The organism is Aliiglaciecola sp. SL4 (genome assembly GCF_041538045.1).
Taxonomy (GTDB): domain Bacteria; phylum Pseudomonadota; class Gammaproteobacteria; order Enterobacterales; family Alteromonadaceae; genus Aliiglaciecola.
On record NZ_JBGOSE010000002.1, the window covers coordinates 99,414 to 114,651 of the forward strand.

Sequence of the window (15,238 nt, forward strand, 5' to 3'; positions counted from 1 at the left end):
TAGTCAAAATGCTGAGATATATACAGTTTTTGATAATTTACTTGGGCTATTTTCGCTAAAAAATACGGATTTTTAAAGGGCTAAATTAACCTTATGTTTACAAAAAATATAAATATGCAGGGAATCTAATTAAAAAGGGCCGAATGGCCCTTTCATTGAAGTTTAAGCATATAATTATGCAAAATTTATTTTTGTTTTCGCCAGAAAACTGCGGCAAGTGCCGGTAATACCACTATGGCACCTAACATATTGACCACAAACATGAAGGTCAGAAGTATCCCCATATCCATTTGGAACTTGAGAGAAGAAAATACCCATGTACTCACACCAACAGCTAACGTAATACCAGTAAACAGAACAGCACTACCTCTTTCTTTTAGGGCTTCAAAGTAAGCTTGTCTTACTGGCATGCTCGATTTTAGTTTTATATTCATAGTAGACAGAATATAAATACCATAATCCACACCGATACCTACCCCTAAAGCGATAACCGGCAAGGTGGAAACTGTCAGGCCAATTTCTAAAAACGTCATTAACGCTTGGGCGAGTACGGATACTACATACAAGGGTATGACCACCGACATAGTCGCACGCAATGAGCGGAAACTCAGTAAGCATAAAATGATGACGGCTCCAAAAACATATAACATCATTGGGTTCTGGGCATCATCTACAGCTTCGTTTTTCGCAGCCATCACACCAACAGGCCCTGATGCTAAACTAAATTTAAGATCGTCAGTTTGGTAATCCTCTCTGAACAATTTCACCGCTTCAACTACACGTTTAATCGTCTCAGCTTTGTGATCTTCCATAAACAAGATGATTGGCATGACAGAACAATTCGTATTTAGCAAACCAGAGGACGTTGGTATTTGCGCAATAGCTTGAACTAAGGTTTGTTGATTTCTAGGAATAACTCGCCATTTCGGATTCCCTTCGTTATAACCTGCGTTGACTAACTTGGCGATAGAAGGAAGACTAACAGTGGATTGAACTCCCTCTACGTTGCCCATTTTCCACTGTAATTCATCAATTGCATTCATCACTTCATAAGATGTACAAGCTTCAGGTTTTGTTTCTACTAGGATAGAAATGTAATCAACACTGATGGCGTACTTATCAGTAATTAGAAACGTGTCTTGGTTATAACGACTGCTTTCATGTAGAGCTGGAGCTCCAGCATGAAGATCACCAATTTTCATTTTAGAAGATTGTATCCAACCAAAAACGAATAATACGGCGGTGACAAACAAGATTAAATAGGCAACCTTAGGAGTTGAACAATGGGCAATAGTATTCCAAAAAGTGTCTGAGCGATTTTCCTTGTTTTTAAACTTATTCTTATATGAATCACTAAATTTCACATAGGACATAAGCACTGGCAGTAGTATCAAGTTGGTTAAAATGATGACTGCGACCCCTAAACTAGCGGTTATCGCTAACTCACGAATAATACCAATATCGATTACCAGTAACGTCATAAACCCAACGGTGTCGGATAACAATGCAATGCCGCCTGGTATAAGCAAGGTTCTAAAGGCACTCTGCGCAGCAAACAATGAAGTGCCGCCTTCGACGACTCGTTTACCTACGGCATTAATCATTTGCACACCGTGACTAACGCCAATGGCAAAGACTAAAAACGGCACTAGGATAGACATAGGATCTAGGCCAAAACCTAAAATTGTTAATAACCCTAATTGCCATACAACGGCTATTACTGAGCATAACAGAGGTAAAATGGTGAGCATGATTGATTTAGAGAAGAAATAAACCATGACAGCCGTAATGGCTAAAGCAATGGCAAAAAACATTAACACGTCTTTGGCACCATTGGCCACATCGCCAATCATTTTGGCAAAACCAATGATATGAATACTGGTATTTTCGTTTTCAAACTTACCACGTAATTGCTGTTCCAACTGATCTGCCAAAACTAGGGTATCAAGCTTCTCCCCAGTAGTTGGATCAATATTGAGCAACTGAGCGGATACCATTGCACACTTAAAGTCATCTGAGACTAACTGCCCAACGATACCTGCCTTATCAATATTTTGAGACACTAACGCTAATGCATCTGAGTTAGTTGAATCGAAATCTGCTGGGATAACTGGACCGCCTGCAAAGCCCCCTTCGACTATCTCGGTAAAACGCGTAGACGAAGAAAACAAAGATTTCACTAATGAGCGTTCAACACCATTAATAAAAAACAACTGGTCATGGACATTTTTCAGAGTGTCGAAAAATTCGGTATTAAAAATATCACTGTCTTTGTCACATACTGAAACCAAAATACTATTAGCACCACCAAAGTCTTTGGCATGCTTCATATAATTAACCATGTATTCATGGTTTAACGGTATATTTTTAGTGAACCCCGCATCTAACTTAAGTTGTGAGGACTGATAACCCAAAAACGCGGTGGTTAAAGCAAACAATAAAACAACAATAATCCGATTTCGAAAAATTATGCTGACACAAAAATCAATCAATTTAGTCATAAGTCTTAATTCATTCCTTCACAAACGGATTCGTCATCGCTATACAAAACGCTTTTTATTCCTTCCGCTGTTGCTAAAAGGATTATATTTTCATGTTTAACAGCTGCATTAATAGCTTTGCCGTCATCAAAGTGAGCATCTATGACGTTGTTACCGTTAACACAAACCACATTGCCACTATTCCCCATGGCAACATATTGGGAGTTTGACAAGGGCATAATCATATTCAACGAGGAGGTTATGCCAGATTGAATCGATACCCATCTTTTATCTTCAGCGGACAATTTAAATATGTTGCCACGCAAACCAACGGCAATTAAGTCATTATTGTCCAATTGTTGTATATCGAAAAACGAACCATAGTAATTCACATCCATTCGTTGCCAGGTAACGCCTTTATCGTCACTTTTAGCCAGTAACCCTGACTCGCCTGCTACATAAATGCTATCGTCAACAACTAGAATTTTGTTGAGGTGAGGTAAAATGGAAACTAATTCAGAACGATAAAACTCTTCATCCTCCAAGCGCAGTTCTTCTAAATATTCAATATCATCAGGATGAAGAAAACCGAGATGAACCTCAGTATCCCAAGTTTTACCACCATTTAGGGTACGCATAAAGGTACCGTAAGCGCCTATCGCTAACCCTTCATTAATATTTAAAAACGCCACATCTAACAACGGCTTTTCTAATTCAGGAGCGAACAGTTGAATTTCCCAAGGTTGACCTTGGTCTTGCTGATGTAAAATAACTGCATCGTGACCCACGGCCCAAAGTTGATTATCAACTGCAGTTACCGCCGTGAGTGTAGATAAGGTAGGAATGACTTGTTGTTGCCAATTTTCGCCATCTTCTGAAACTAGAACATGACCACGTTCACCAACAGTGACTATCTGTTGATTGCTTTTTACCACGTCCAATAATAGTGATTCTTTAGCTAAAGGAGCCATATAAGACTCTTCAGAAGACGCTGAGAATGCACTGAAAGAACTGATAAACAAAATTGTTAAAATTTTACTTCGCTTCATTTTCTTCTTTTCATCTTCAATTACAAAAACGGCTGGCAGAGCCAACCGTTGTTATTTACTAGTTAGCGTATCCCTTCTCGCCTTAGGGCTTGGGCCGTAAATTCTTTTTCTCTAGGTCTAACCGAGAAATCATATACTTTATCTTCGTTATCTAAACCAAGAGCCAAGTAACGTCTTGAATTTAGATCATGGTATACATCTAGCGTAGACCAATGTGCAGGAACATCGTAGAAATTTAATCCATGAGCTACGGCTACTTTGTACAAATCACCGCGGTTATCATACATATCAACCACTTGTACTTGCCAGCTATCTTCGTCAATGAAGAATACGCGTTTAGAATAAACGTGGCGGAAGCCCTCTTTTAAAGTCGCTTCAACAACCCAAACACGATGTTTTTCATAACGCGTTAAATCTGGATTAATGTGTCCTGGGGTAAGTATTTCTTCATATTTTACCTTATCACTATGCAAAGCATAGCTGTTATAGGCAACATACATTTCTTTTTTACCCTTTAATTCCCAATTGTAACGGTCTGGAGCACCATTAAACATATCGAAATCATCGGTAGTACGCAATCCATCAGACGCTGTACCTGGTGCATCATAAGCAATATTAGGTGCGCGTCTAACACGACGTTGTCCAGTATTGTAAGTCCAAGCTTGACGTGGTTCGCGAACCTGATCCATAGTTTCATGAACTAATAATGCTGTTCCGGCGAGCCGTGCAGGAGACGTTATCTTCTGTTTAAACTTCATAAGAATGTTGTTTTCAAGTAGCTTTTCCGGCGTTGCATCACGTTTGGCGTATTCCACCAATAAAATTTCATCAAAACCTATCACGGTGTAATCACCAGACGCGGTAGGGGCTGCTTGACCACCGTAGCGCTTAATGCCTTCACCGCGGAAACGTAAAATATGGTTCCAAATTGCCTCTACGCCTGTTTGTGGAATAGGAAAAGGTACACCAACAGCGGCATTTTTGATGCCATTACCACCTTGAACTAATTCAGCACGAGAAGCATTAGCTTTCGCTGCATCGTACACATATTGTGGGTTTGAAGCCGTTCGGCGAGTTTCGTAGATAGGCATTTCATAAGTATCAGGATAGGTTTCAAAAAGCTTTATTTGTCCAGCACTTAAGAAGTCTGCATATTCTTTGTAATTTTTACCGCTAATGGTAAACAACACTTTGTCTCCAGGAAATGGGTCTGGATGAAAGTCACCAGGTTCATAACCCTCTGGAGGAGTTGTAATTCCTCCGTTCCAAGCTGGGATACTGCCATCAGCATTACCTGCTTTTTCTCCGCCTAATGGCGTAAGTTCGTTACCTAGTTTCGCTGCTTGCTCTTGAGATACTTTCGCATGAGCAAACGAAACACTTAGTGCCAATGCCAAAGCAGTGGTTGTTACTACTAAATTCTTTATCATTTCGTTTTTCTCTTAAATCGAATATTTGAAGTTAACTGATACAAAGTCGCGATCTGAAAGTGCATTTGAATTACCGATGCCACCCCAGTAACTACTGTAACCTACTGCAGCTGAAAATTTGCTTAAATAATCAAACTCGAAAGTTAAGTTCGCTGATTTCACATCTTCTGTAAATAAGAACAATGGATCAGGCGTTGTCCCCTCAACATCATGAGAGAAAGTCGCTCGCGTTCTAAGGTTTACACCAGAAAACACATTATTGAAGTCGGCTACTGCCAAAATACGATATCCCCAAGCGTAATCTGTTGGGAATGGGTTTGTTTCAGGCCCATCAGACAAACCTATATGTAAACCTTCTCGAGTGGAAATAATATTACCACTTTCATCACGCAAAGGCTCTAAAGAAGGTGTTCTCGATGTACCGGGGCCATTTAATCTAATAACGTTTGGATCGGGCATATCTTCTATACTCACATAACCTACTTCACCAAGTAAGATTAGGTTATCAGCGCCCCAAGTTGGACCAAAAACATGAGTGGTAGTAAATTGCACCTGCATGGTATCTGATACTACAAAACCCTCAGCAGTTTCACCTGGACCAACCGAGCGTCCGATATTACCCATTTGTGATATACCCTCAAAATCTGGACGAATACCTGCGTTAGCAAGTTGTTCAGGCATTGCGGTATACAGCAATTCCACATCATCGATTTGTAGCGGTTCATCAACACGATAAGCAATTTCACCGGCCACAGCTGTTTCACCAACGTTGGTGTTAAAGCTAAAACCGTATAACTTAATATCTTCGGGGTACATAAATTGACTTTCTGTAAATGCATCTAACGAGGTGATGTTGTCACGGGTGATTTCGTTAGCCGCTAAAAAGGCAATATCTTGTGCAATACCAGCGCTTGTGAAATCGGAAGTCGTACCTGAAATTAACGGACGCTGACTATGATAATTGATATGGTATAAACTAAATTCCGTATCATTCAATTCACTTGAATAATACGACATCTTAATACCGTACTGACCTTGATCATCTGCATCTGTATGAGCAGCGTCACTATATCCTCTTACCGCCACTTTAGTAGGATAGGCCAAATAAGCCATAGCAATATCTGAAGAGTCCGCCCCGGCTAACAATGCTGAACGTAATCCATTTAAACTTTCAAGTAGGAAGTCTAAATTAATATCTGGGTTACCAGAGAAGCCTAATTGAATGTTTTGAGCCTGACCGCCCTCGCCTGCAAAATCATTGGTTGCGAAATAACTTCCAGCTTGTGGCAACCTGCTACGTTCCCACTCATATTGATAATAGGCGGATAAACTAAGGTTTTCTGTTAGTCCAAAAGATGCGAAAACCATTCCTACAGGAATGAATACTTCTTTTAGCTCAGCACCAGGTGCTAGTGCACGAGTAACATCAACAGGGTTAGTTGTATTGATACCGTGTTGGATGAAAGTACTTTCCCCCCAACTTACCACTTGATCACCTATACGCAATGTGACTGGTACATTACCAATATCAAAGTCAGCATAGAAAAATGCATCTAACAATCGAACATCTGAACACAGTTCCTCAGACGCTTGCGGTGCAGAACAAGGATCCTGAATTTGACCAGTAATTGGGTTAGCCCAATCTCTTGTGCCATCTTTTAACGCGAAATCGTAAAAATACAAGCCACGAGCAAAAAAGCCCATGTTGTCATAGCGAATGTCTAATTCATGGGTCCCTTTAAAGACGGTTGAAAAAGCTTCGCCTTTATCAAAGTTAAGGTTACCTAAGTCACCATTGGTTGAATAAGCACCGTCTGCGCTTGCCCATACATCAGATGAAGCATAAGTGACATTAGTCGCTGCGTTGTAATTACTCCAATCGAAGTTGGGGTGATTGCTGTTACCTATTAGAGAAAAGTCACGTTCTTCAACACGAATACTTGTTCCGAGTGAAAAGTTTGAGTCGAAGTTTATCGACCAATCCCCTTTCTCCCATGACGCAGCATAAAGATTTGCGGAGGTCATAACAGAAACGGCAGCTATGCTAAGTGCAAGCGGTGACTTTTTAAACTTCAAAGGTCCACACTTCATATTTTAGTTCTCCCTAGTCGCCAGAAAATGAAGACGACATTTATTTAGTATCAAATTATTCACAAAATGATTACATCATTTAGACACGATAGCAAGAAGAAATCGTACCAGTTGAAAATTTGTAAAAGTCTACCATTTTCAACAGGTTAAAAATCACACAATTGCTAACTGTGAGTTATTAGGTCACTTTTTCAAATGAAAAGACTTTATTTTCAGGAGTAATTATAAGTCGAAAACGGCCATTTAACCCGAGCCTAGTAACAAATGGCCGCAAATTAAAGGTAGGGAGTTGAATTCGTTCACCATTTTCTGAATATAGAATAACGGCGTTATTTGTAGTCAAATAAAGCTTCTCACACATTTCGTAAGAAGCGTTTAAATTGAAATAATAGGTTCGCATATAATGTTAATAACTGAGGCTTTTACTTACTTTTTCAAAGACATCTTTACTTAAACTCGGTAGAGCAAGTAACCGAGTTAATTGATATTTCATCAAGTCAGCTCGAATATCATCCACTTTTCGCCATTGTGTTAACGGCGTAACGATGCGTGAAGCAACCTGTGGATTTCTTGCATCCAACTTCATTAAGTAGTCTGTTACGTATTTATAACCTGAACCATCAATAGCATGGAAGCCCGTTGCATTATAAAATGCAAAGGTACCAATAACTGATCTTACTCGGTTAGGGTTATCATGATTAAATTGTTTATGACTCATGAGTAAATCTAAGCGGGTCAGGATATCGGGTATCTCACAACTAGCATGCAAAGCAAACCACTTGTCTAAAACCAAAGGATCATCGGCCCATTTCTGTTCAAATTTATTCATAAGATCTTCGAAACATGGCAGCACTGCTGCTTGAGCGGCTTTAAGTGCGCCTAGTGAGTCAGTCATGTTATCGGATGATTCGAATTGTTTACTAACAAGTGAATTACCCTGCTCTGTTTTCGCTAAGTAATATAGACACAAATTTCTTAGCTTACGCTTGTTCACCTGTTCTGACTGATATGCATAACCAGATTGCTGGGTAGACTGGTAGACCCTTAAAAACACGTCGCTAAAGGTTTTTGCAATATAAACTTCTAGTTCTTTCCTGCCTTGGTTTAATTCAATCACATAATATCGAGACACTTGTTGCCCTAGGGTTTCGATGCTAGGTAGGGTCAGCATTTCAGCAATCAAAGCCAAATCACAAGGTGCCTTTGTTTCGCTTAATAGCCCATCCACTAATTTATCAATGGCGTTAAAGTTGACACTTAATTTAGAGCTAGCTGGTGTTTTACCGTGTAAAAATTCACTGAATAGTGTCTGCGCTGCATCCCAGCGTGCATAACCGTCTTTTGCAGATAACGCTATTTTTAATAAGGCATCCACTGAATAATTAAATTCAAGTTTAACCGGAGCAGAAAAGTCCGTTAACAGAGCAACCGTGGGTTTTTGTTCAAGCCCTGCTTTAGTAAGAGTTTGCTGAGACTGTTTAAGATGGAATAGTTCAACAGAGGTTTCACCACAACTATTTATCAATTCCAATCGTATTGGAATATGTAAATCTTGCTTTTCTAGTTGATCAGCGGTGGCATTATTTATTTGTTCAAACCCTATGGTATATTCGCCTTTTAGTTCATCGAAACTTTCGTTAACTTTGACAATAGGCGTTCCCGATTGTCCATACCATCGTTTAAATTGTGATAAATCGAACTGATTCGCATCTTGCATAGCGCTGACAAAATCATCGCAAGTTACCGCTTGGCCGTCATGACGTTTAAAATACAAATCGATACCATTTTTAAACCCTTCTTGACCAAGTAAGGTATGCATCATTCGAATAACTTCCGCACCTTTGTCATACACGGTTACAGTGTAGAAGTTATTCATTTCTATTACTTCATCGGGACGAATGGGATGTGACATGGCGCTCGCATCTTCTGCAAATTGATGCTCTCTCATCACTTTGACATTTTTAATCCGATTCACAACCGGTGAGCCCATATCTGCACTAAATTGTTGATCGCGAAATACCGTTAGGCCTTCTTTCAAACTTAGTTGAAACCAGTCTCTACAAGTTACTCTGTTGCCTGTCCAATTGTGGAAGTATTCATGGGCGATGACTGATTCAATATTGAAAAAGTCTTCATCTGTTGCTGAGGCACTATCGGCTAACACGTATTTACTGTTGAATACGTTTAGCCCTTTATTTTCCATTGCGCCCATGTTGAAGAAGTCAACGGCCACTATCATATAGATATCAAGGTCATATTCTAAATCAAAAACTTGTTCATCCCAGGCCATGGCTTTTTTGAGAGATGCTAAAGCATGATGCCCGCGATTTAATTTACCTTTGTCGACGAACAGTTGTAATAAAACCTTTCGCCCTGAAGTGGTTTTATAATGATCTTCTAGTAGATCAAAATCTCCTGCTACTAACGCAAATAAATAACAGGGTTTTTTGAATGGGTCATGCCATTTTACCCAGTGGCGACCATCTTCTAATTTACCACTGTCTATTTTATTACCGTTTGACAATAGATAGGGATAAGCTTTTTGATCCGCATAAATGGTAACAGTATATTCGGCTAGAACATCGGGCCGGTCGATAAAGTAAGTTATTTTTCGGAAGCCTTCAGCTTCACATTGGGTGCAATAAGCATTTTCGGTTTTATACAGCCCTTCTAACGATCTATTTAGTGCAGGATCCAGTTCTGTATAAATTTCAAGATAGAAATCATCTGGCACATTTTCAATGGTTAAAGCGGATGACGTTTGTTCATACTTTGTCAGGCTATTACCATTTAACTTGATATCGATTAAAGTTAGCTCTTCACCATCTAACACTAGTGGCTGTTGGTGATCTCCGTTACGTTTAACACGCAACTGACTTTTAATTTGAGTTTTTGGCTGTTCAAGTTTTACGGACAAATCTACCGTTGAAATCAGAAAATCTGGAGCTTGATAATCTAAACGGCGCTTTGCTTTAATATCACGATTGTCGGACATACTTAGACCTAATTAAGAATACAAAAATACCGATTACTCTAAAGGCTTTTACTGACCTTTAGAGGTAACCGATTCTGCGTATGCAGGCATTGGGACTCTGAGAATTTTAATCCCTAAATAAGCATACACAATAGCTAAAACAGGGTTAATGAGATTGAAAAAAGCATAGAAAAGATAATCTAACGCACTTACCCCTAATACACCGCCCATATAGGCACCACAGGTATTCCACGGTATTAATGGCGAGGTTAAGGTTCCACCATCTTCTAAGCTTCTGGATAAATTTAATTGGTGTAATCCACGTTTTTCGTACTCGTTTTTATACATACGGCCAGGCATTACAATTGCCATATACTGATCTGCCGTAATCACATTGGTTGCGAAACAGGTTAATATTGTTCGAGAAATCATGTCACCCGCAGATTTAGCACCTAATAAAATGGCACTTACTATGCGTTTTAATAGCCCAACTTTCTCCAACACAGCACCAAAGGTTAATGCGCACATGATTAACCATATTGTATTTAGCATACTGGACATGCCACCACGGCTTAATAAATCATTGAGCACATCACTTTCTGTTGTAAAGCTGACACCTGCATAAAGCGCTGTCCACACAACAGTAATACTTGCCACTATTCCGTCACGACCGTCAGTGGCAAAACCTTGTACCACTTCAGGCTGAAATATTGCGGCCCAAATTCCTCCCATAATTGCACCAATAGATACCGCTGGAAAGGCAGGTACCTTCTTCAACGCTAAAATAAGTAGAACAACCAACGGAATGAGTAAATGTAAGCCTAAATTAAATTCCGACGCTAACAAGTTTTGCATGTCTGCAATACTTTGCGCGGATGACTCTTGACTAGAATTAAAACCTAAAACCGTAAAGATAATTAGCGTCAGTATGATACTCGGAACTACCGTCCACAACATGTACTGAATATGTTCAAACAAGTTGGTACCAGCAATGGCCGGCGCTAAGTTTGTGGTTTCTGATAAAGGCGAAATTTTATCACCAAAATAAGCGCCAGATACCACAGCTCCAGCAGTGATGGCTTCTGACATTCCCATGCCATTAGCCACTCCCATTAAGGCAACACCAACAGTCGCGGCGGTTGTCCAACTACTGCCAATACTCATGGCAACAACAGAGCAAATTAAACAGGTAGCAGTATAAAATAAAGAAGGATTGAGCAATTCTAGGCCGTAATAAATCAAGGTTGGAACCGTACCTGATAACATCCAAGAACCAATTAATGCGCCAACTGCTAATAAGATTAGGATTGCTCCAAGGGAAAGCGATATGCCATTGACAATGCCCTCCTCTATCTCCTTCCAGGTATAGCCATTTTTGATGCCAATAATCGATGCTATGAACATGGCGAATATCAGGGCAATTTGATTTGGTCCGAAGGAAGAATCACTTCCGTACCAATAAACAGAAGAGCATAACAAACAAACTAAGATGACTATTGGGATCAAGGCATCAAGAATCGAGGCGTCTCTGGCGACTTTTTTATTTGGAATATTGTCCATTAAATTGACTTCCTTATCCGATTACTGAGCGATAGAACATAATGGAAATGACAACGGGACATACAAATTTCACGTACCAAGGCCAAACTTTCCAGAATAAGGAATGTTCAGCATTCTCATTTCCTTGCTTCAATTCCGCTAATATTTGATCTCGACGCCACACCCAACCTGCAAACAAGCATAATGCTAATCCTAAAAGTGGTTGGCTGTACTTTGTGGTTAGACTAATCACTAGTCCAAATAGACTAGAAAAGTTAAACACGATAACAGCACTTGCGATAAACACGCCGCTGGCTAGAAACCAAACGGCTTTAGTACGTTTGACTCCTTTGCTTTCGACGACATAAGCTACGGGTACTTCAAGCATTGAAATGGAGGACGTTAGTGCAGCTATTACCATAAGTGCAAAAAACGCAAACGCAACAATATTTCCTACGGGCCCCATAGTATCGAACAGTGCAGGTAAAACCGTGAATATAAGACTGTCCTCAGCAATTAAAGCGCCACTTTCAGAAAATATCTGTACACCGTTATGCAAAGCTACATACATAGAGGGAATAATTAGCATCCCGGCAAGGACAGCAACACCAATATCAACCAAGGCAACTGAGGCTCCCAAAGACGGTAACTTTTCATTTTTACTAACATATGATCCATACACCAACATGGTACCTACACCAAGAGACATAGAGAAAAATGCTTGTCCCATGGCATTAATTAACAATGCAGGATCCATAATGCGGCTAAAATCAGGCACTAAATAGGCTTTCCACCCCTCAATAGCTCCTTCTTGCAGCGACACATAAACAATTAAAAGTACGATAATTATCATTAAGGTCGGCATTAAACGTACAGACCAACGTTCTATTCCTTTGCTAACACCGCCAGTGACTATAGCTGCAGTTAATCCTAAAAAGACGCCACAAAACAATAAATTACGAGTTATAGATTCACTTGTTAGCCAGCTAGATGCCGTATCTAAACCGAGTAGATGAGTAACAGTTTCTAAGAAAAATGCCAACATCCAACCGGCTACGATGGCATAAAAAGCAAGAATTAATGAAACAGTAACAAAGCCCCATGCGCCTGTTGCCCGGCCTATTTTACTGCCTGATATTTGCCCTAAGGCATCGACCATATTTGCTCTGGTAGCACGTCCAATAATTAATTCTGCCATTAATACTGGATATGCTAATAGGAAAGCCAAGATGATGTAAACTAATACAAATGCGGCTCCACCATTGCTTGCAACCTGTGTTGGGAAACCCCAAATATTACCTAATCCTACAGCTGATCCAGCTGCTGCGAGGATAAATCCAAGTCGAGAAGAAAACTCTCCACGTGCGTTCATTCCGTACCCTTTTATTATTATTGTGTTTAGCTAATTTTTTTAACCATTCTAGGAATATTATACTAAACCGTCATGACCGCAAAACAATCCTATTTTAGGTTTGACTGACTAAAGTAAAAATAGCCTGTTGTCGCTAATGACGTTCCATCCAATACTTTTATAGTTGGTAAGTGCCAATGCTTTTGAAACAAAATATGCGTTTTTTATGTTATAAAAAAAGGGCTATTTAAAATAGCCCCCATTAATACATTAAAAATTACTTACCCTCTGAATGAGATGCATACATACCTGTAGACACTAAATCAAATGTAATACTTGCAGCTTCATCAAGGAAAGGATCAATTTCATCCATATCCTCAGGTAAATCATCAAGTTTTTCGACTTTTTCTTTGCCTGCTCTTACTAAACGCTCGTTTGCTCTTTTAAGACGCAAAGCTTCTTGTTCGTCTTTTTCTTTGATTCGTTCAGACTCTACCAATGAAATAGTCTTTTTATCTTTTTCTTTTTGGTAACGCTGAATATCTTCAAAGATATAGGCAAATTCAGGATCATTTTTAATACGTTTTAAGTGATTTTGTTCCATTACAGTAAGTGCACTTGATGTATCACCAAATGTAGAATAATTCACTCTTTCAATGCTGTCCCAGGGTAAAGCATTTTCTTCTTGGCTTTCCCCCCAATCATCTGGGTCAATTGCAGAAGGAAATTTGATATCTGGAACCACACCTAAGTTTTGTGTACTACCACCGTTAATGCGGTAAAATTTAGCAATAGTATACTGAATACTTCCCAATGGGTTGCTATATAAATCGTAAATACGTCCTAAGGGACGGTGACGCTGTACAGTGCCTTTACCAAAGGTTTGCTCACCCAAAACGACGGCACGTCCATAATCTTGCATGGCTGCGGCAAAAATTTCTGATGCCGATGCACTATAACGATCAACAAGTACAGTTAAAGGACCATCATAATAAGTAATGCCATCAGTATCTTTTTCAGTTCGGGTACGCCCAGAAGCATCGTGAATCTGTACCACAGGACCTTGGTCGAAAAACAATCCAGACAACAACGTTGCTTCAGTTAAAGAGCCGCCGCCATTTCCGCGCAAATCAACTACGATTCCTCGCACGCCTTTTTCTTTTAAATCAATAAGTTCTTTTTTGACGTCAGAATGCAGATTGTTATAAAAAGACGGTATGGTAATAACACCAAGTTTTTCACCAGCGTGATTGCCAGTTTCTGGTGTGTATACTTCAGACTTAGCCGCTCGGTCTTCTAGTTTAATTTTATCTCTGGTTAAGCTTACCACTTCTGGAACATTAGATTCAGAAGCACCTTTCAAGACTTGTAGCTTAACTACACTCCCTTTAGGGCCTTTAATAAGGTCAACCACTTCATCTAATCGCCATCCGATAATATCCACAAAATCATCTTGATCTTGCGCGACACCAACAATTTTGTCTTCAGGTTTAATTTTTTTAGATAATTCAGCTGGACCACCAGGCACCACACTGCGAATGACCGTATAATCGTCTTCACTTTGTAATACCGCGCCTATACCTTCAAATGACAGGTTCATTTCCATATCAAAACGATCGGTACTTTGCGGTGATAAATAACTTGTGTGGGCATCAACGCTGCGGGCAAAAGAATGCATTACAGTTTGGAATACATCTTCACTTTTGGTTTGTGAAAGACGTTTAATTGCGCGTTCATAACGTTTCGTTAAAAGATCTTTAATTTCTTCCGCCGTTTTTCCCGCCAACTTTAGATTTAAGGCATCATATTTTACTCTTTGACGCCACAACTCATTTAATTCAGCGGTGGATGCAGCCCAAGGCGCCTCTTCACGATCAAACTCCAAAGAGTCGCCTTTTTTCTCAAAATCAAAAGGTTTATCGAGTAACGTGATGGCATACTCAAACCGCTCTAAACGACGATTTAAGTTCAAAGAATATATACTGTACGCGTCGTTTAAATTTCCTTGAGCAATGGCTTCATCAAAATTTAAACGGTACTTTTCCATTGCATCGATATCAGACTTCAAAAAGAAATTACGATTGAAGTCTAGGGTTCTAACGTAGCGGTCAAATGTTTTAGCAGACAAGCTATCGTCAATTTTAATCGGTTTATAATGGGAACGTAATAAATGAGAGCTTATTCGTTTAGCTGAAGCAGAGTGTTGTGACTCTTGCACTAAACTAGGGATGTCGACAGCTTCACTCGTAGAATTAACCGCGATCGCCCCAGCACTTAAACAAAATAATGCGCTATATACAGAAACGCGTACAAATTTATTCATA

General features: G+C 39.6%; 9 protein-coding genes. All 9 read right to left on the reverse strand.

The window, feature by feature from the left end; genetic code table 11:
- Positions 1-185 precede the first annotated feature (185 nt).
- Complete coding sequence (locus AB6T38_RS04120; RefSeq protein ID WP_372546116.1) at positions 186-2,501, reverse strand: RND family transporter; 2,316 nt, start codon at positions 2,499-2,501, stop codon at positions 186-188.
- A 5-nt stretch (positions 2,502-2,506) separates the two neighbouring features.
- Positions 2,507-3,529, reverse strand: a complete 1,023-nt coding sequence (locus tag AB6T38_RS04125; RefSeq protein WP_372546117.1) for a WD40/YVTN/BNR-like repeat-containing protein — start codon at positions 3,527-3,529, stop codon at positions 2,507-2,509.
- Between the two features lie 62 nt (positions 3,530-3,591).
- Positions 3,592-4,959 carry a DUF1329 domain-containing protein gene (locus AB6T38_RS04130; RefSeq protein ID WP_372546118.1) on the reverse strand — a complete coding sequence of 456 codons (1,368 nt, stop codon included), beginning with the start codon at positions 4,957-4,959 and terminating at the stop codon, positions 3,592-3,594.
- A gap of 12 nt (positions 4,960-4,971) precedes the next feature.
- A complete protein-coding gene (locus AB6T38_RS04135) occupies positions 4,972-7,050 on the reverse strand; it encodes a DUF1302 domain-containing protein (protein ID WP_372546119.1) in 2,079 nt (692 codons plus the stop codon).
- A 178-nt stretch (positions 7,051-7,228) separates the two neighbouring features.
- On the reverse strand, positions 7,229-7,450 hold the full coding sequence (locus tag AB6T38_RS04140; RefSeq protein ID WP_372546120.1) for a DUF2835 family protein: 222 nt from the start codon (positions 7,448-7,450) through the stop codon (positions 7,229-7,231).
- A 6-nt stretch (positions 7,451-7,456) separates the two neighbouring features.
- Positions 7,457-10,045, reverse strand: a complete 2,589-nt coding sequence (pepN, locus tag AB6T38_RS04145) for an aminopeptidase N (protein WP_372546121.1) — start codon at positions 10,043-10,045, stop codon at positions 7,457-7,459.
- Positions 10,046-10,093: 48 nt separating this feature from the next.
- On the reverse strand, positions 10,094-11,584 hold the full coding sequence (nhaC, locus tag AB6T38_RS04150; protein ID WP_372546122.1) for a Na+/H+ antiporter NhaC: 1,491 nt from the start codon (positions 11,582-11,584) through the stop codon (positions 10,094-10,096).
- Between the two features lie 13 nt (positions 11,585-11,597).
- Positions 11,598-12,935, reverse strand: a complete 1,338-nt coding sequence (locus AB6T38_RS04155; RefSeq protein ID WP_372546123.1) for a sodium-dependent transporter — start codon at positions 12,933-12,935, stop codon at positions 11,598-11,600.
- 256 nt (positions 12,936-13,191) lie between these two features.
- Entirely contained in the window at positions 13,192-15,237 is a 2,046-nt protein-coding gene (gene prc, locus AB6T38_RS04160) for a carboxy terminal-processing peptidase (RefSeq protein WP_348490422.1), read from the reverse strand.
- Position 15,238: the final 1 nt, after the last annotated feature.